Genomic DNA, 16,730 nt, shown 5'->3' with positions numbered 1-16,730 from the left:
AGCTGATCCGATTAATTGGGTTGACTGTCTTTTTTGGAGCCAACCCACTGCCAAAGCTGCCCCATTTCATTCCAAGCATCTTCGTATCTCTTAACTTGTTGACGAAGTCTTTCATTCTCTTGTTTCAGTTTTTTGATTTTTTCTTCAATGGATTGCTCTTGCTCATTTGAATAATAGTTCACTTTCATTTTTTCAAGAAGCGAAATTGCCGCATCAAGAGCACCCTCTCCATGCTTAGCTCCTTCCTCTTGTGGAAGAAACATGGTAAAGGCATCTCCTTGTTTTCTATCTTTCTTAGCTAGTTGAATAGCTTCTTGATATTGTTTTCGGACAGATGCATTCCAGCGAAATCCACATGCAGCTGGAGTTCGAGATAGTTTCTTCGCTACTTCTTTAAAAGCTTCTAGTTGTGTTTTCCCTTCTCGAATATATCGTAAAACGGTTTCCGCTAGTAAGACATCTTCTTCCTGATTCCAAGCGTCCTGTCTCGTATTATTCATCCTCATCCCTCCTCAAAATAAACCATTTGCTATCAATGTATGCAAACTATTAGGATGATAGAATAAAACTTTAACAATTTTTTAAATCTTTCTGAAGGATTGTTACTAGAGTTCGTCTATGTTAGTAGAGTAAGCCTATTTAAACACAAAAAAAGATACCTAATAAGGTATCTTTCTAAAAGTCCTTCTATTATGCTTCAACTACTTGTTTCCCATCGTATTGTCCACATGATTTACAAACATGGTGTGGCTTTGTAAGTTCACCACAATTTGAACATTCGATTAATCCAGGTACATGTAATTTTTTATGGGTACGACGTTGATTTTTCACTTTTTTGGAAGTTCTTCTCTTAGGTACTGCCATGTCTTACACCTCCTTCAAACACGATTCGAAAATCTTTCCTTATTTAAACGGAATAAGGCAAAGGTAGAGTAACTTACCTCGAACGATTTTCCTTTTCCTCGTCTTGTAATAATGTTTTTAATTTCTCTAGACGTGGGTCTACTTTCTTCTCTTGGTTGTTTCCAGTAGAAAGCTCCCATCCTTCCCCTTCGGTCAATGCATTCTCTTTCATAGTTTGTTCATCAGAGAACACTCGAAAAGGAACCTCCAATAAAACATTTTCCTTTATAAATGGTGTTAAGTCAAGCATTTCTCCATGAACAGGATGAATTTCCGACTCATCCTCCTCTTGATAATAAGAAGAGGTCGAAAAAACCTCCAGTGCATCAATATGAAAAGAATAATCGACATCAACAAGTGTTCTTGCACAAGGGAGAATCATTGTTCCATCCACAGTAAAGCGAAACGTTATCTCATTTCCCCTGCGAAGTGCTTCTCCTTTTACAAGAACTGGCTCAATACGTCGAATATCATTATTCATTTCCACAATCTCAGAAATGTCAACATGGTCTTCAAAATTTAGAGGCTCTCCCTCTTTGAACTTTTGAAGTGGAAATTTCATGAATTATCACCTCAGGCAACAAAGGTTATTTTAAAAGGAAATAACCAATTTGTCAATATTTTTTCTTTACAGTGTATTATAACCAAAAGTCTTTTTATTTATGGTGACTACATCCGTTCTATCCTATCATAGGAAGATCCACATCTTCAAATGTACATGCACGAAGGAAAAGGATTTGGTAAACTAATCCATAGAGTGATTTTGCCGTAGGAAGGAGACTTATTTTGGAAGCCTGTGGATTAATTGTAGAATACAATCCGTTTCATAATGGACACCTGTATCACTTAACGAAATCAAAGGAACAATCAAATGCATCCTGTTTAATTGCTGTCATGAGTGGAAACTTCCTACAACGAGGGGAACCTGCCATTATCGATAAGTTTCAGCGAACAGAAATCGCCTTACGTTCAGGAGTCGATTTAGTTGTTGAATTACCATATGCGTATGCCGTGCAGCATAGTGATTTATTTTCATATGGCGCTATTACGACGTTAGCAAATCTTTTCTGTCCTACCGTCTGTTTTGGGAGCGAACATGGAGAAATAGAGGACTTTTTTTCCGCTTATAACGTCCTAGTTAAAGAAAAGCAGACATTCCAAGCTGAACTTCATCATTATTTAGGCCAAGGTTTATCCTTTCCAGAAGCGAGTAAACATGCATATGCCTCCATTGGATTAACAGAAGGATCCGTCGATTTGTCTTCACCAAACAATATTTTAGGCTTTAGCTATGTAAAAGCAATCAAAGAATACGGTTACTCCATACAACCGATGACCATAGAACGAACTAGTAATCAATTCCATCAAGAGACGATAACAAGTTCCATTGCTAGTGCAACGAGTATAAGAAAGGAATTGCTTGCATCCAAAGAAATTCCCAACAAGGTAAAGCAAGCAATCCCAGTTCCTACGTTTGAAGCACTGGAGGATTATTACGAGAAAACGGGTGTATGGCATGATTGGGAGCACTACTTCTCCTTGCTGAAGTACCGAATTCAAACAATGCCACTTACTGAACTGGAGTCCATTCACGGGGTAGAGGAAGGGTTAGAATACCGGTTAAAAAGAACCGTTGAATCCGCTGTTAGCTTTAACGACTGGATGCAAACACTTAAGACAAAACGCTATACATGGACTCGGCTGCAACGTATTTGTACTCATATTTTGACAAATACAAAAAAAGTGGATATCGAAAAGATGAAAGAAACCAATACTTTGCCTTATGTACGTGTGTTAGGCATGACCAAAACTGGACAAGACTATTTGCATCAAATAAAAAAAGAAACAGATATTCCGATTTATACGAAGCTCCCTACTGATAATTCTCTTTTATCAGTAGTAGAACAAAGAGCAACAGATGCTTACTATAGTATCTTGTCTCCTCAAAACCAAATCAAGCTAAAGCGTCAAGAAGTTCTACCTCCTATTCGTGTTTAGGCACTAAGTGACTTTATGATTTCTCTATACGCGTTAGCTGGATAATACTACTTTTTTCATCAGAAAATCCGAACTGGTTGATACCTAGTTCGGATTTTATTAGATATGATTTTATTTTTATCAGCTATTCACTTTTCGGCTTTATTTTCTCCAAATAATCTAATGCATCTTGAAAAGTATCGACAGGAACAATTTTCATATCTGTCCCAATTTCTTCTGCCGTTTTAACTGCAACGGAGTAATTAGAGTTTTCCGCACCATTTTCATTTGGTGCGAAGAAGATAGAACAGCCCTCATCATCGGCTGCAATAACCTTTTTATCAATTCCACCTATTCTTCCAACCTGACCTTCATAGCTGATCTCGCCTGTTCCGGCAATTTCGTATCCTTTCGTTAGATCCTCTTCAGTCAATTGGTCATAAATTTCCAAAGAGAACATCAAGCCAGCACTTGGCCCCCCAATATTTCCACTAGCAAATTCAATGGAAGGATCCACTTCTACTTCTCGATCTGTTACTAATTGAATCCCTACTCCAACCTTATTTCCAGCATCCTCAAAAGCTGCGAGTTCAATTTGTTTCTTTAACGTTTCCTTCCCTCTTTCAACCGTTAGCGTAATGGTATCGCCTGCTTTCTTCGATGATACATATTCAATCAGGTCTTCCGATTGTTGAATGCTTTGATCATCTACCTTCGTAATCCGATCTCCGGACTTTAATTGTCCCTCCGCAGGCATTCCCTCTATCACAGATACTACATAGACCCCTTTATACTCAATATCTATATCTTTTCCAGCTGCTTGGTAGGCTACAACAGTAGAAGCTTCTTGTGAATTTTCCATCATTTGAAGCTGGGCCTCGAAATATTCATCTTGAGAAATTCCTTCTGGAAAAACTTCATCCATGCTCATAATGTCATAATGCGGATGAAAAGAAGCCCAGGCATATTGTATAGGGGTTGCTTGTCCACCTCTAACTGTAACAAGGTGCATATCTCCTTCACTTTCAAACCCATTACTCACTTCTACAATTGGATTAAGAGCATCTGCTTCACCTGGCTTATATATATAAAATGGAAGTCGATATCCCATTAGGAATGCTGTTAAAAGAATAATAAGTATTGAAAATATAAAACCCTTTTTACTAAATTTCATGATTTTTCTCCTTCCAGTTTGTCACGATGTCTTGTATATCGTTCATTTTCTTTTTTGCTTCCTCACTTCCCTTTCCAATAATCTCTGCTGCGTCTTTAAAGGACCGAGAATCATAGTGAGAAACAGCTGGTTTAAGTATGATATCTGCCTTTTGAGGATTGTGCCGTACCAATTCTTCCTGCATGATGTCAATGCTCTGTAGCATCACATCATACATAGAATATATGTTTGGATTAGGAGAAAAAGCAGAACAGTCTACTGCAATTACAATATCTGCACCCATTTCACGAGCAACCGATACAGGTACACGATCCACGACTCCACCGTCAATAAAATATTGCCCGTTAATTTTCTCAGGAACAAATATTCCTGGTATGGATATACTTGCCCTGACTGCATCTGCAATAAACCCTCGATGAAAGACTTTTTTCTTGCCAGTATAGAGCTCGGTTGCTACTATTCCAACTGGGATTTTTAAATCTTCCAAGTTTTTATTAAAGGTTAACAATTGAATAAATTCCTTAATTTTATCTCCTTGAATAATCCCCATCTTAGAAATAACAAAATCCATTAAAACGTTCCGCCTGATGTTCGTTGCAAGTTGAATTAAATGTAATGGCTCTTGACCGGCAGCATAAAAGACACCTATTACAGCGCCAATACTACTTCCTGAAATAAGGTGGATAGGAATACCGTTGTCTTCTAACTCTTTAATAACCCCTAAATGTGAAAGTCCTCTCGCGCCACCGGATCCTAGAGCAAGGCCAATAACTGGTTCTGCCAAATTATGTCTCTCCCTTAGGTGAAAATAATGAACGGTACATAATATGGCATATTTACTACTTCTATGAGCGTATATTGATAAAGAGCGCTTGTACTATTGGATTTAACCATATTTTACTATTATCAAAAATAGAAGTACAGAAAAGTGTAGCTCTAGACTAGGAGGGACTTTTATTTGAAATCAAAAGGGAAAACTATACTTCTTGCATCCATGGCCTTATTCCTGGCGGTGTCTCTTATAACCTTTCCAAGCGTATCGCTTGATGCGAGTTTACGAGGATTCGAAATGTGGACCGAGATCGTATTTCCGTCCCTTCTGCCTTTTTTTATTACGGCTGAATTATTAATTGGATTTGGGGTTGTAAAATTTATTGGAGTCTTATTCGAGCCAATAATGCGCCCCCTTTTCAATGTACCTGGTGTAGGGAGCTTCGTCTGGGCCATGGGGATGGCAAGCGGATATCCTTCTGGTGCCAAGCTCTCCTCACGGCTAAGACAAGAGGAGCATTTGACAAGAATTGAAGCGGAGCGCCTCGTATCGTTTACGAATGCTTCAAATCCGTTGTTTATTTTTGCTGCGGTATCTATTGGATTTTTTCATGATCCACAACTCGGTGTATTACTTGCTGTGTGTCACTATCTAGGGAATACAATAGTTGGTATTTTGATGCGGTTTCACGGAAAAGATTCAGAAAGAGAAGAACGCGATGCTAGAGGAAAACAAAGCTTTTCTCTCGTACGAGCTTTTAAAGAGATGCACCAAGCACGGTTAGAAGATTCAAGACCATTCGGTAAAATTTTCGGAGATGCAGTCATTAATTCCGTAAATACGTTATTAATGATTGGTGGATTTATCATTATGTTTTCTGTCTTCACCAATCTATTGTCCCAAGTGGGGATTTCACCATTTATCGCATTCTTTATTGAGCATGTGCTTCAATTTGCCCAACTTCCAGAAGGTCTAGCTTTACCTTTACTATCCGGATTATTTGAAATCACCTTAGGAGCACAATTAATATCTGAGGCAACAATTTCTAGCTTTTTACCTCAAGCCATACTTGTTTCGTTTATCTTGGCTTTTAACGGATTATCGGTTCAAGCGCAAGTAGCGAGTATTTTAGCAGAAACAGATATCCGGTTCGCACCCTATTTCTTCGCTCGTCTTATACACGGCGTAATCGCAAGCTTATTGACCGTTGCCCTATACAAACCACTTTATTTGAATCATAAGGCGACGGAATCCACGGTTCCTGTGTTTTCCTCTTTTGCACAATCAAGCTCATGGGCGGAATGGTGGAACACCTTATTACAAATAGGTCCATTATTTACTATTACAATGATCGGAATGACGGTCATCGTAATAGGAGCCCGAATAAAGACTAATTTCGTTCAAAAAAGTTAAAAGGAAATCCGAGAGGCTATAGTACCTCTCGGATTAATCTATTTGCTAAATTTCTCTATCAATGCTTGCTCTACAACCTCAGGTACAAGGTCTGAAACATTTGCATGGTATTTGGCCACCTCTTTGACAACACTGGAACTCAAGAAGGAATATTGATTGTTTGTCATCATGAAAAATGTTTCAATATCTTCGTTCAGTTTCCTATTCATAGATGTAATTTGCATCTCATACTCAAAATCACTAACTGCTCGTAGTCCACGTAGAATAGCCTGTGCATTTTTTTCTTTTGCATAATCCATCAATAAGCCATCACACGTGTCAACGGTTACATTATCTAAATCAGTAGTGACCTGTTTTAATAAATCTGATCGTTCCTCCACCGTAAATAACGGAGACTTCGCCTGGTTATTAAACACAGCCACGATAACATGATCAAAAATTTTGGCACCTCTTTGGATAATATCTAAATGCCCATACGTAATGGGATCAAAACTGCCTGGACATATCGCTAACTTCGGCATTATTCTTGCCCCTTTCGTTTATATAGAGTAATAGCAGTCGTACTTCCATAGTCTTCTTTTCGAAATGCTACATATCCAGAATAGTCATCAGGAAGAAGTTCATTAGCTTCATGTTCACATACAATGACCCCATTAGGATGGAGCAAATCATGTTCTTTGATAGCATCCATTAGCTCAATATAGGATACCTTTTGATATGGCGGATCTAAGAAGATATAATCGAAAACAAGTTCTCGCTTTGCAGCGGCTTTTAGTGCACGAAAAGCATCCGTACGAAACACTTCTGCTTGATTCTCCAATTTTAAATCTTGTAAATTTTGATGAATAACCTGAATGGCTTTTCCTTGTTTATCAACAAATATTGCCTTTTGCATGCCACGACTAAGAGCTTCTATTCCTAATCCACCACTCCCAGCAAATAAATCTAAGCAGATCCCACCTTCAAAAAAAGGACCAATCATCTGAAAAAGTGCCTCTTTTACTTTATCTGTAGTCGGTCTCGTTAATCGATTTGCTACCGTTTTTAGTTGACGTCCTTTATGTATTCCAGCAATAACCCTCATCGTTACACCTCTTCATTTTGTTTCGCCCTTTATCCTATCATAAAACGACTAGGAAACGAAGCGTAATTTTAGTACGGTCTTCGCTTTCCTCATAAAAGAGAACTTAGAAAAATTTGAATGATTTATGTATAAATTTCCTCCTGTCGTCCATAATAACGACTGAAGCGACTAACCAATCGTATTAGTTGCTTCTGAACACGGAGAAGACTTACGTTTCCCCATAAGTTCTTCCTCCGGTTTCTCCTCTCCCTTTGCCTTTTTGCTTTCTATTGTAGAAGGTAAAAAGGGCCTGCAGAAAAATTTCTGCAGGCTTTTTTTTGAAAGAATAGAGGCATAGGCGAACACTTTTCACTAAAAAAGCTTTTCAGCACTCGGCTAAAAAGCTTAAATCCCCATTTTATAATCATATTCCTTCGCTTTATCTAACTTCGCATTTTCATAGTCTGTACGGATAAAAGGTTTTTGTGATGGACTAACCTTTGATACAAACGGTAACTGCCCTATCCGCTTCTCTTTTTCCTCATATTCCGATTGGTTTACATAGAGAACGGCATATTTTTGATCTTTGGAAACATAGATTAAATGTCCAAATTTTTTAATTTGCTTTATATTCTTCATATGTTGAAACCAAACTACTATGCCTTGTCGTTGTGTTCTCATCTAAGTTCCTCACTTACCTAAGTCTTTTTTCATATTTTATCAGACAATTTAGAATGTAGCAATGCAGGGCAACCATTATATAGTATTAAGGTACATCACCAGTCATTAAAAGAAAGCTGACTACAACAAGTCATTCACGACTTTTGAGTCAGCTTAAACCATTAAGATGCTCTGCAACCACAGCCTCCACTACCGCTACCACAGCCACAGCCACCATCTTTAAGTGCAGCACCATCTCTTGGTACTTTTACATTGTTACTCACACTATGAGCTACAAGCTCACTAACATCATCTAATAGCTCTTGTAATTTTCTTTCTGCAATTTTAAAAGAAGCAACTTTTTCATTCATGTCCATTTCACGTTTGGTAGATCTAATTTCTTTCATAATTGTGCTGTAATCCGGGTGATATCTACCAAACCGTTGAACATCTTCATATTGCTCTTTCATCGCTTGAAAGGCTGCTATTAAACGTTGTGCTTCTTCATCTTCTTCTAAAGATGCTTTAGCTTTATGAAAATCGTCCATGACATCTGAGGATAGAATCATCTTTCCTAAGTATTCGGACTGATCTAAGAGTTGTACGATTTCTAAAGTGGCAATCACTAGTTTCCACCTCCAACTCCATCATAACAGGCTTTTTCTATAAAAGAAAGAGGCAAGCTAGTCTTTCATAGAGCCTGCCAATTGAATAAACATAGACACCATTTGCATTTGACTCGCGAACCGTTCCATTTTCTGTGGAACCGTACGACCATAATATACTTTCATCTCTTGTTCCATCTCTTGAATAGAATCCGGATTTCGAGTTAATCTACGATACCACTCTGGATGTTCACGGATATAAGAAACCATTTCCTGATTTGATTGTATATATTGATATAAGCTAGGTTGCAACGGATTCCCTCCTTAATCTCTTCTTCTTTGGAACGGCATTGGATGATTTGATTTTGAAGAGAACTGTCTTTTTGCATCCTGAAATTGCCCTATTAGCTTTTGAATATTCCCAACTGCTCCATTTAATTGATTAATATGTGCTTCCATCTTATCTAAATCAACGTTTTCTACCATCTTCATTAGTTTATTTAGCTTTTCTTGATTTTTCCCCTTTGATTTTGCACCTTTCTTTTTACTACGCGTCTTTTGCGTTGGGGATTTCGTCTTATACTTTTCCCAAGAAGGATCATCCTCCCCTAATAGCATCCATTTCTCATAGTAAGGCTGCCAGCCCTTTCCGCTTTTTCTCACTTCTTTAACCAGCTCCGGATGCTTCTGTACAAATTGTTTGAATTCTTTAATAGACGGATGCAGATCTTTTCCCATCGTCCCTGCTCCCTCCAATCTTTGATGAATATACCTATAAGTTATCGTATGAAAGGGAATATCCATTGTTACTATCTAGATTAGGTCTTCACATACAAAAACACCCCAGAGGTTAGATTTGTAACTCTAACTTCTGGGGTGCAATACCCAAGGTGGTTAGCTTTTTTGTAGAAAATTTTGCGTGTAATAATACTTATACACACCTACTCCTAGATGGGTATAGTTCCCTTCGAGTAATGCATGACGGTGGCCTTCACTATTTAACCAGCCTTCTACCGCAGCAGGACCATCCGTATATTGGGCCGCAATATTTTCACCTGCCATCTTGTAAATCACATCTTTTTCACTTAATCGATCCTTCAATCCTTTTCCATCCTGAGAATAGTGAGAGAAATATTTATGAATTGACATATCTTTACTGTGGCCAAGCGCAACCGTGGCCACTACTTCATCCCACTTTAGAACACCTACCTGGTGTCTTGTTCGAATAATATTGGTAATATCAAAAATTTGCTGTTCTGCACCGTCTTCTACTTCAGCCCATTCTTTATCTGACAGTATCGGAGCTTCAGGAAGATTTCCTGTATAGAAAATGTCATATGGTCGCTGGACTAAAAGTGTATCTGCATCCATCGCTCTAATGGACGACAGTTTGCCAGTAAACGTGTCAAAGTATAATTGCATAAATCTCTCATTTGAAAGCTTCACAAGTGGACGCATCTTTAAGTCCTTGTCTGTAAGAGTAAACCTGTAAGAAGTTACACCGACGTTAAAGGACACTTCTTTCTGAAAAGATCTTTTTCCCTTTAAGTCTTTATAGGATTCTCCTAATGAAATCCCATCCATTTTCCCTTTCGACCCAGTAATGAAAACTGTAACCACTTTTTTATCACGAATTCCAAATTGAGCATATTGACTTTTTTTATCGGAATAAATCCACCAATTATAGCCATATGAGCTTTTATCTTTCCTTATCGGCTCTCCGTAAGCTTCTGATAGCTCCTGACTGTCCTTTCCAATCCAACCCAATAATTCTCCTTCGATCGGCTCTGAGCTCACGGTTTCATCCGTCAGAGAAGAATTGGTTGGTTGGGATATAGCTTGTTCCACTTCTTGCTTATTTTCTTTGCTCTCACTTTTATCTATATGTAGCCAATTTGGAAAGCTTAATTCTTGAAATGGCAAGAAATAAATAGCACCAATAATCATTAGCATTAGCAACAAAAAACTTCTGATAGCACGCATGAATGTTAACTCCTTTTTGTCCACTTAACACTAGTATAGTTCTAGTATAATAAGAATATGAAAGAAATGGTCAATTTAATAGAATTGTTAACAAACTTTAACGCAAGTAGTTTTTCCATTAAAAATAGCCGATTCCTTTTTAAGGAACCGGCTAAACGTTATTTACTGAATTTGATTGTGAACAGAAATATCCTCTAATGCACGTCCAGCAGCTTCATTAGATTTGTGTTCAAGAGCTAAGTCCCCTAATGCAAGCATACCAACTAGCTCGCCTCCGTCGATTACAGGAAGACGACGAATTTGTTTCTCAGCCATGATTTGGCTCGCCTCCTGCACCGACGTTTGTGGAGAACAAGAATAAAGTTCTGAGCTCATCACTTCTTTTACGGATGTTTCAGCATTTTTACGTTCTGCTAATCCACGAATGACCAAATCTCTATCCGTAATCATACCCATTAACTCACGGTTTTCTCCACAAATTGGAATAGCCCCAACATTTTTGTCTCTCATCTTTGTTGCGGCTTCCGTCATCGTGTCACTTGGCGAACAATAGCTAACATCTGTTGACATTATTTCCTTAACGGATTTCATTCGGAAACTCCTCCTTTAATGAAGTAACATAAGATGAGCAAATCATCTCATTTCTTATTGTTACCCATTTACCGCATAACTTGCATGATATTTTGATCTGCCTTTTAATTCCCCGTTTTCATTGCAACTTATCTCATTTCATACTATTATAAGATTAGCTACATAATTTTTGCGAGGTGGAAGTATGAGAATTGAAGGATCTGGAATTGAAGACATTACTATTGATTTAGAACCATTAGATCACGTTATGAATGATATCGCTTTTATTCGTGCAGGACAGTGGGATTATGAAAGAGTTACATATGATTATAAAATAAATTCTCCAGAAAAAAATGTTACGTACTACATTCGTATTCAAGGCTATGCAATTGAAGGAGATGTTGATAAAGGGAATGCAGTGATTAAATTAAAAACCCCTCTTTTAGGTAAACATTACTATCCACATGGTATTGAGTATGGAGAACAAGAGGAATTCCCTGAAAGCGTTAAAGATCGTACTACTAAGCTTCTTGAAAAAGCGAAGCAGGAATTAGATGCGCTGAAAAACGATTAGTGTTATTTAAGACCATCCGAAGGGTGGTCTTTCTTTTTATACTTTTTAAATATGTATTGCTACCTTCATTCGTGGAAATCATGTTACCATAATAGGTAGAACATGTATCTGTTGCTTCTACGTAGTAAACTTTTAAAGTTCTCTCCAAAAAATATTTCATCTTATAGAAAAAAAACTATTCAAAACAGAACCTTCATGCTATATTTTGATTAAAGTTGTACATGTTCGGAAAGGGGATACATATTTAAATTGTTTCGATACCTAAGTAAACGCCAATGGATATTAATTATTTTAACAATTCTAGTCATCATTGCAGGGTACTTTATTTTGCCGGTTTCCGTTCCACTTATTGTTGCCTTCGTTACCGCTTTAATACTTAATCCAGCTGTCAGAATGATGCAATTCCGATTTAAAATGAATCGAAAGTTTGCTGTCACTATTGTTTTCTTGATTTTCTTACTTATTATTGGAGTGATTGGGTCTTATTTTGTTACAAGGGCAGTCACCCATGTCGCCCAATTTACTGAAGATGCACCTATATATATTAACCAACTCACCAAAAAAGTCGGAGATTGGGAACAAGACTTAGATCATTTTGCCGAAGATTTACCTGAAGAATTTATTAAAGAAGTAAAAGATGGAATTCAAAGTACGGTTGATTCTTTCGCTGAAACACTTCGAAAAAATCTTAAAATCGAAAAAATTGCATCCGTAGTAGGCTTAATTCCTCAATATCTCGTGAGCCTGTTGGTGTACTTGATAGCCTTATTTTTGTTTATGCTCGAGTTACCGGGGATTAAGGCAAAAGCTTATAACCAATTGACGGAAGAAACAGCAGAAAAGGTTCAGTTTATGAATGCACGACTATCTTATGTGGTATTAGGTTTTCTCAAAGCTCAATTCTTAGTTAGTATTGTAATCTTTATCGTGTCACTGATTGGATTGTTGATAATCGCACCAGAAGTAGCGGTTATCATGTCGGTAATTATTTGGATTATCGATTTTATCCCTATAATCGGGTCGATTGTAATTTTAGCGCCATGGGCCATTTACATGTTCTTAGCGGGGGATATCGCAACAGGTACACAGTTGTCCATTTTAGCCATCATACTTTTGGCTATTCGCAGAACCGTAGAACCTAAAGTAATGGGTCGCCATATTGGGTTATCGCCACTAGCAACCCTAATTGGTATGTACCTCGGACTTCAATTACTCGGAATCATGGGCTTTATCCTTGGGCCACTGCTTGTGATTGCCTTTAATTCAGCTAGAGAAGCCGGAATTATTAAATGGAATTTCAAGCTATAGTTATAAACAAGAAGCTTACAAGTTGTAAGCTTCTTGTTTTTTGATTTAGAAAAAATCCATAAAGGCAGGAGTTAGCGGTTTAACTAAATATGGAAGCACTTGTTTATCTCCACTTGCTTTTATTTGATTCATTCTCTGTAATGCATCTATAGATTGACTACCAAGTAGCCACGCAGTCAACACTTGAATAGACAATTCTAATTTTAGAGGAGCCTCGAAGTTCTCTTTTTTCAAAACCTCTACTACTTTTCCTTTTTTAATGTCAAGCGACCATTTCCCTTCATTCCAGGAAGCACATGGATCTGTAATACTTAATCCTATACTACAGCTGATTTCCGGATGAAAGAATGGGTACTGAAGAAGGAAATCAGAAACGTTAACAATTCTAGTCATAAAATATGGATGAACTTTGCGATCCACTTTCTCACCTTCTAAGTAAAAGTCAATCCACTCATCTGGCCATGACACCATTTCAACCCTTTCAATCATGGAGTCATGGTTTCGGACCCATTGCAAAAGCCCATGAAATGCTGATTCCGTAAAGAACACCATTTCCTCCACTTGAAGTTTAGCTTTTTCTAACCGAGAGATTAAGTACCCCTCTGCTTCTCGATTATCGTTCCAAAACAAGACTATCTGTTCATCTCCAGTCAAGATTCTTTTCTCCCACCACCATTCCGTACGAGCAAGTGTTAATCCATATTGCTGCGCCTTTCGTTCGTACAAGTCCATTAGAATTGGCTTCATGTCGCTAAACTTAACTCGTTCCGTTCTGCACTGTGCTTTTCTTTTTTCTATGTCTGTTGGCTTAAATAAATAGGTATGTTCATATTGCGTCATCTCCCACCCAAATCGACGATAAAAACCAATGGAAAAAGGATGGAGTAAACTAATGGACTGATTCGCCCCTTTCATCAACCGAAGAGCTTCACGAATAAGTTCATCAACCTTTCCTTGCCTTCTAAACTCTGGCCAAGTTGCTACACCCGCGATTCCACCGAAAGGTATTTTTTTAGAACCTAAAAAAGCTTCTAATGGACGTATATGTAATTTAGCAGCTAACTGATCCCCTTCCCAGTATCCTAATACTTTGTGCTGCTCCATATCTGCTTTTCGTTCTTTTCGTTCTTGCTCAGGTATGGCGCGATTAAACGCATATTCCCCCAAATCAATTGCACTGTCAAACTCCGATGACGTAAGTTCCTTGATTTCCAATCTTATCTCTCCCCTTTACTTGAGTCCAGTACCCTTCTTCTTTCAAAAGATATGAAAGATCGTTCATTCTTATATATTTCATAGTTATTATAAATAAGTACACGTTGCGATATAATATTCGAAATATCACAGCTCGCAGTCACCCTATAAATATTGGGTTGCTCAAGCGCCCATTCCGTAAGAAATTTGACAGCTTCAGTTGCAATACCTTGCTTTCGAAATTTCGGCAACACTTCATACCCAATGTCCAATGTGTGGGGCGGTTCGTCATCTATTCTTCCTTTGAAACCGATATTTCCAACCAATTGATTAGACGCATTTTCCAAAATAACCCACGGTCCATATCCAAGTTCAGATGGGTCTGCTTCTAGCTTCTCTACATAGAGTGGCAATAAAGCTTTAAAACCATCAGACGGCCAATCGATTTCAAAAGGAATGTGATACTTTAAGAAGTAAGCCATTCGATTTGTCATTAATAACTTTACACTATCTAATGTGAGCGCAACTAACGTTAATCGAGCACTTACAATCTCCATGAACCTATCCCTCCTTTATCTGTAATATTAGGTAGTATTACATCGTTTGTAAAGATAAAAAAGAAGTTATTTCCTTTAGAGAAAATAACTTCTTTTTTATTAAAAGCCTAATATTGCCTTAATTAAACTTGTTGTCTCTCCACCATGATAGAATACATAGAGGAGTAAATATACTGCTACACCAGTAATCGCCGTAAAAAACCAAATAATACTTGTGATAGGACCGATTTTTCGGTGCCTGCGAATGTTACGCTTAAAAGCAAGCGTCAATGTTACAATCCCAAATACAGCTCCTGTAGTGGCTAAAATGATATGAAAGATAAGAAAAATTGTATAGTAAATCTTTATATCATCCGGTCCACCAAAGCTCGTATTTCCAATAAAAATGGTACGAGATGCATAAATTACGAAAAATAGGATGGCACTGATTGCACCTGCAATCATTACTTTTTTGTGTTGCTTATATTTATGCTTTGCTACTAGTACCCAACCAATTGCAACTAGAACAGCACTTAAAACAATGAAAAATGTACTAATCGTTGGTAATACAGACATATACTTCGTTTCCTTTCAATGCTTAATATCCTTCATTTGTGGATGGTATAGGGTCAATCTTCTGGCTTTCTTTACGGAACCACCCAAAAAATACACTAGCCAACACATATCCATATACAACCTCTTGTGTTATTTTCATCAAAATACCACCAAGCTGTTGATCCTCTAACACAGGAATGGGAGAAAACATTTCCGGTCCCGTTAAAGGAATTCCATCTAACACAGTGGTCGGAACACACAAGGATAGTGCTTGAATCCAGCCACCTAAACTGTGGTAAGTAGCATATAGTGACTCATCCGAAAAGATAATTAAGCCACATGCCGGAGTTATTAGAACACCGTTAGCAAATATATAGCCAATGCTCAAAACTGGCGACATTGTCTTCATTTCTTTAATCGGAGTAAATATTGGCCACCACATAAAGAACGCAGTAACTAGAATAACCGTTGTAATGATTGCATGCGCAACTGGACTTGCCTTCGTAAAGTCAAAAATGCTCGGAATATGATAGAGTGAAAACAGACCATTAAATAATAAAAGAGCAATAAGTGGCTTTGTAAAAAGGCGTAATAATGGACTTAAAATCGGCGTTTGGAATACTTTTCTCCATACCCACACTGGAATTCCTCTAATAATTAGAATTGGGAATAGTAGATAGTATAGAGCCATTTGCACCATATGAGCGGTAAACATAATATGAGACACCAAATCCACTGGAGAACCCTTTACAACGTATAACAAGAATAAGCCCATATAAAAGGAAATCTGCTGTTTCGTTGTTGGCTTGTCCATGGAAGTGAAGCGCCTATGGTACACACTTGTTAGTAAGTAATAACACACACCTAGTCCAATAACAAATAACATATAATACGGACTCCACAAGGCACGGAACCCAAAAATTTGTAGTTCTAACCACATGTTTTGTTCACTCCAGTTTTAGCTAGTAGTTATCTATTCTATTATACCGTAAACCATTGCAAAAACCGAAAAAATGTATGACAATTCCTCAACAATCAAAAACAAAAATGGACAGTCATTGATTACAGATTATTTTTTCTTCATATACGGGAAAAAAGGCCGGGACAACCCGGCCTTTTCCAATTTTACCACCAAACAAGAACGGTCAACGTTAGGACTGTTAAGAAAGCAACAGACATTCCACCATAAATCATTAATGCTGGCATTTCGTGACCCTTGTGGCTCATGTGCATAAAGTAATAAAGTTGAAACCCAACTTGAACAATTGCTAATACGAGCAATATTGGAATAATAAATAACTTACTTAAGTCAGCCATTACCATCCCAAATGCTACGATTGTGAAGGCAATCATTAGTGCAAACGTGATTAATTGTTGCTTCATCTCTTCTTTTCGCTGTTTCTTGCGATAGTTTAGAGCAGTAGAATTGGTGTTTTCAGACAT

22 protein-coding genes are annotated in these 16,730 nt (G+C 37.7%); 4 read left to right on the top strand and 18 right to left on the bottom strand.

The annotated features are described in order from the left end of the window. Positions 1–11 precede the first annotated feature (11 nt). The 3 genes from FN924_RS07810 to FN924_RS07800 all read right to left on the bottom strand — a co-directional run bounded on the left by FN924_RS07810 (position 12) and on the right by FN924_RS07800 (position 1,465). On the bottom strand, positions 12–500 hold the full coding sequence (locus FN924_RS07810; protein WP_143893307.1) for an RsfA family transcriptional regulator: 489 nt from the start codon (positions 498–500) through the stop codon (positions 12–14). Positions 501–690: 190 nt separating this feature from the next. After that, positions 691–864, bottom strand: a complete 174-nt coding sequence (gene rpmF, locus FN924_RS07805; RefSeq protein ID WP_143893305.1) for a 50S ribosomal protein L32 — start codon at positions 862–864, stop codon at positions 691–693. A gap of 73 nt (positions 865–937) precedes the next feature. Next, positions 938–1,465 (bottom strand): YceD family protein, encoded by a 528-nt coding sequence (locus FN924_RS07800; RefSeq protein WP_143893303.1) that lies wholly within the window; start codon positions 1,463–1,465, stop codon positions 938–940. A gap of 224 nt (positions 1,466–1,689) precedes the next feature. On the opposite strand from FN924_RS07800, the gene FN924_RS07795 reads away from it, so the two are divergent. Beyond that, entirely contained in the window at positions 1,690–2,901 is a 1,212-nt protein-coding gene (locus FN924_RS07795; protein ID WP_143893301.1) for a nucleotidyltransferase, read from the top strand. Positions 2,902–3,025: 124 nt separating this feature from the next. On the opposite strand, the gene FN924_RS07790 is transcribed toward FN924_RS07795, so the two are convergent. Together FN924_RS07790 and FN924_RS07785 are read right to left on the bottom strand one after the other, a co-directional pair. Continuing rightward, positions 3,026–4,054 (bottom strand): SepM family pheromone-processing serine protease, encoded by a 1,029-nt coding sequence (locus FN924_RS07790; RefSeq protein ID WP_143893299.1) that lies wholly within the window; start codon positions 4,052–4,054, stop codon positions 3,026–3,028. After that, the gene (locus FN924_RS07785; RefSeq protein WP_143893297.1) at positions 4,044–4,838 is read right to left on the bottom strand and encodes a patatin-like phospholipase family protein; all 795 of its coding nucleotides are present in this window, start codon (positions 4,836–4,838) and stop codon (positions 4,044–4,046) included. The genes FN924_RS07790 and FN924_RS07785 overlap by 11 nt, the downstream gene beginning before the upstream one ends. A gap of 174 nt (positions 4,839–5,012) precedes the next feature. Between FN924_RS07785 and ylbJ the strand changes: the two genes are divergently transcribed. Next, a complete protein-coding gene (gene ylbJ / locus FN924_RS07780) occupies positions 5,013–6,239 on the top strand; it encodes a sporulation integral membrane protein YlbJ (protein ID WP_143893295.1) in 1,227 nt (408 codons plus the stop codon). 38 nt (positions 6,240–6,277) lie between these two features. Here ylbJ and coaD read toward each other — a convergent pair whose 3' ends face one another. The 8 genes from coaD to FN924_RS07740 all read right to left on the bottom strand — a co-directional run bounded on the left by coaD (position 6,278) and on the right by FN924_RS07740 (position 11,141). After that, positions 6,278–6,760 carry a pantetheine-phosphate adenylyltransferase gene (coaD, locus tag FN924_RS07775; protein ID WP_143893293.1) on the bottom strand — a complete coding sequence of 161 codons (483 nt, stop codon included), beginning with the start codon at positions 6,758–6,760 and terminating at the stop codon, positions 6,278–6,280. Further along, positions 6,760–7,323, bottom strand: coding sequence for a 16S rRNA (guanine(966)-N(2))-methyltransferase RsmD (gene rsmD / locus FN924_RS07770; RefSeq protein ID WP_143893291.1), 564 nt, complete (start codon positions 7,321–7,323; stop codon positions 6,760–6,762). Before rsmD ends, coaD begins: the two co-directional genes overlap by 1 nt. Positions 7,324–7,707: 384 nt before the next feature. Continuing rightward, entirely contained in the window at positions 7,708–7,983 is a 276-nt protein-coding gene (locus FN924_RS07765; protein WP_143893290.1) for a YlbG family protein, read from the bottom strand. A 161-nt stretch (positions 7,984–8,144) separates the two neighbouring features. Then, entirely contained in the window at positions 8,145–8,588 is a 444-nt protein-coding gene (locus FN924_RS07760) for a YlbF/YmcA family competence regulator (RefSeq protein ID WP_143893288.1), read from the bottom strand. 57 nt (positions 8,589–8,645) lie between these two features. Next, entirely contained in the window at positions 8,646–8,879 is a 234-nt protein-coding gene (locus FN924_RS07755) for a YlbE-like family protein (RefSeq protein ID WP_143893286.1), read from the bottom strand. Positions 8,880–8,891: 12 nt separating this feature from the next. Continuing rightward, positions 8,892–9,305 carry a YlbD family protein gene (gene ylbD / locus FN924_RS07750; protein ID WP_143893284.1) on the bottom strand — a complete coding sequence of 138 codons (414 nt, stop codon included), beginning with the start codon at positions 9,303–9,305 and terminating at the stop codon, positions 8,892–8,894. Between the two features lie 156 nt (positions 9,306–9,461). Continuing rightward, positions 9,462–10,550, bottom strand: coding sequence for a CAP domain-containing protein (locus tag FN924_RS07745; protein ID WP_143893282.1), 1,089 nt, complete (start codon positions 10,548–10,550; stop codon positions 9,462–9,464). Positions 10,551–10,712: 162 nt separating this feature from the next. Beyond that, on the bottom strand, positions 10,713–11,141 hold the full coding sequence (locus tag FN924_RS07740; RefSeq protein ID WP_143893280.1) for a CBS domain-containing protein: 429 nt from the start codon (positions 11,139–11,141) through the stop codon (positions 10,713–10,715). A gap of 184 nt (positions 11,142–11,325) precedes the next feature. On the opposite strand from FN924_RS07740, the gene FN924_RS07735 reads away from it, so the two are divergent. Beyond that, positions 11,326–11,694 (top strand): YugN family protein, encoded by a 369-nt coding sequence (locus FN924_RS07735; protein ID WP_143893278.1) that lies wholly within the window; start codon positions 11,326–11,328, stop codon positions 11,692–11,694. 249 nt (positions 11,695–11,943) lie between these two features. Next, entirely contained in the window at positions 11,944–13,002 is a 1,059-nt protein-coding gene (gene ytvI, locus FN924_RS07730) for a sporulation integral membrane protein YtvI (RefSeq protein WP_143893276.1), read from the top strand. A gap of 45 nt (positions 13,003–13,047) precedes the next feature. Here ytvI and FN924_RS07725 read toward each other — a convergent pair whose 3' ends face one another. The 5 genes from FN924_RS07725 to ctaF form a co-directional block, all read right to left on the bottom strand. Continuing rightward, positions 13,048–14,217 (bottom strand): GNAT family N-acetyltransferase, encoded by a 1,170-nt coding sequence (locus tag FN924_RS07725; RefSeq protein WP_143893274.1) that lies wholly within the window; start codon positions 14,215–14,217, stop codon positions 13,048–13,050. 2 nt (positions 14,218–14,219) lie between these two features. Continuing rightward, positions 14,220–14,753: a GNAT family N-acetyltransferase gene (locus FN924_RS07720; protein ID WP_143893272.1), complete on the bottom strand. Its 534-nt coding sequence runs from the start codon at positions 14,751–14,753 to the stop codon at positions 14,220–14,222. A 99-nt stretch (positions 14,754–14,852) separates the two neighbouring features. Next, complete coding sequence (locus FN924_RS07715; RefSeq protein ID WP_143893270.1) at positions 14,853–15,308, bottom strand: DUF420 domain-containing protein; 456 nt, start codon at positions 15,306–15,308, stop codon at positions 14,853–14,855. 22 nt (positions 15,309–15,330) lie between these two features. Beyond that, a complete protein-coding gene (gene ctaG, locus FN924_RS07710; RefSeq protein WP_143893268.1) occupies positions 15,331–16,227 on the bottom strand; it encodes a cytochrome c oxidase assembly factor CtaG in 897 nt (298 codons plus the stop codon). A gap of 185 nt (positions 16,228–16,412) precedes the next feature. After that, entirely contained in the window at positions 16,413–16,730 is a 318-nt protein-coding gene (gene ctaF, locus FN924_RS07705; RefSeq protein ID WP_143893266.1) for a cytochrome c oxidase subunit IVB, read from the bottom strand.

This window comes from Radiobacillus deserti, from assembly GCF_007301515.1.
In the GTDB taxonomy this organism is placed as follows: Bacteria; Bacillota; Bacilli; order Bacillales; family Amphibacillaceae; genus Radiobacillus; species Radiobacillus deserti.
This window is presented reverse-complemented; position numbering and strand designations above follow the sequence as displayed.

What these genes read in the sequence shown, in the direction of transcription:
- FN924_RS07810 (WP_143893307.1), bottom strand. Translation starts at nt 500, where the DNA reads ATGAATAATACGAGACAGGACGCTTGGAATCAGGAAGAAGATGTCTTA.
- rpmF (WP_143893305.1), bottom strand. Translation starts at nt 864, where the DNA reads ATGGCAGTACCTAAGAGAAGAACTTCCAAAAAAGTGAAAAATCAACGT.
- FN924_RS07800 (WP_143893303.1), bottom strand. Translation starts at nt 1,465, where the DNA reads ATGAAATTTCCACTTCAAAAGTTCAAAGAGGGAGAGCCTCTAAATTTT.
- FN924_RS07790 (WP_143893299.1), bottom strand. Translation starts at nt 4,054, where the DNA reads ATGAAATTTAGTAAAAAGGGTTTTATATTTTCAATACTTATTATTCTT.
- coaD (WP_143893293.1), bottom strand. Translation starts at nt 6,760, where the DNA reads ATGCCGAAGTTAGCGATATGTCCAGGCAGTTTTGATCCCATTACGTAT.
- rsmD (WP_143893291.1), bottom strand. Translation starts at nt 7,323, where the DNA reads ATGAGGGTTATTGCTGGAATACATAAAGGACGTCAACTAAAAACGGTA.
- FN924_RS07765 (WP_143893290.1), bottom strand. Translation starts at nt 7,983, where the DNA reads ATGAGAACACAACGACAAGGCATAGTAGTTTGGTTTCAACATATGAAG.
- ylbD (WP_143893284.1), bottom strand. Translation starts at nt 9,305, where the DNA reads ATGGGAAAAGATCTGCATCCGTCTATTAAAGAATTCAAACAATTTGTA.
- FN924_RS07745 (WP_143893282.1), bottom strand. Translation starts at nt 10,550, where the DNA reads ATGCGTGCTATCAGAAGTTTTTTGTTGCTAATGCTAATGATTATTGGT.
- FN924_RS07740 (WP_143893280.1), bottom strand. Translation starts at nt 11,141, where the DNA reads ATGAAATCCGTTAAGGAAATAATGTCAACAGATGTTAGCTATTGTTCG.
- FN924_RS07735 (WP_143893278.1), top strand. Translation starts at nt 11,326, where the DNA reads ATGAGAATTGAAGGATCTGGAATTGAAGACATTACTATTGATTTAGAA.
- FN924_RS07720 (WP_143893272.1), bottom strand. Translation starts at nt 14,753, where the DNA reads ATGGAGATTGTAAGTGCTCGATTAACGTTAGTTGCGCTCACATTAGAT.
- FN924_RS07715 (WP_143893270.1), bottom strand. Translation starts at nt 15,308, where the DNA reads ATGTCTGTATTACCAACGATTAGTACATTTTTCATTGTTTTAAGTGCT.
- ctaG (WP_143893268.1), bottom strand. Translation starts at nt 16,227, where the DNA reads ATGTGGTTAGAACTACAAATTTTTGGGTTCCGTGCCTTGTGGAGTCCG.
- ctaF (WP_143893266.1), bottom strand. Translation starts at nt 16,730, where the DNA reads ATGTCTGAAAACACCAATTCTACTGCTCTAAACTATCGCAAGAAACAG.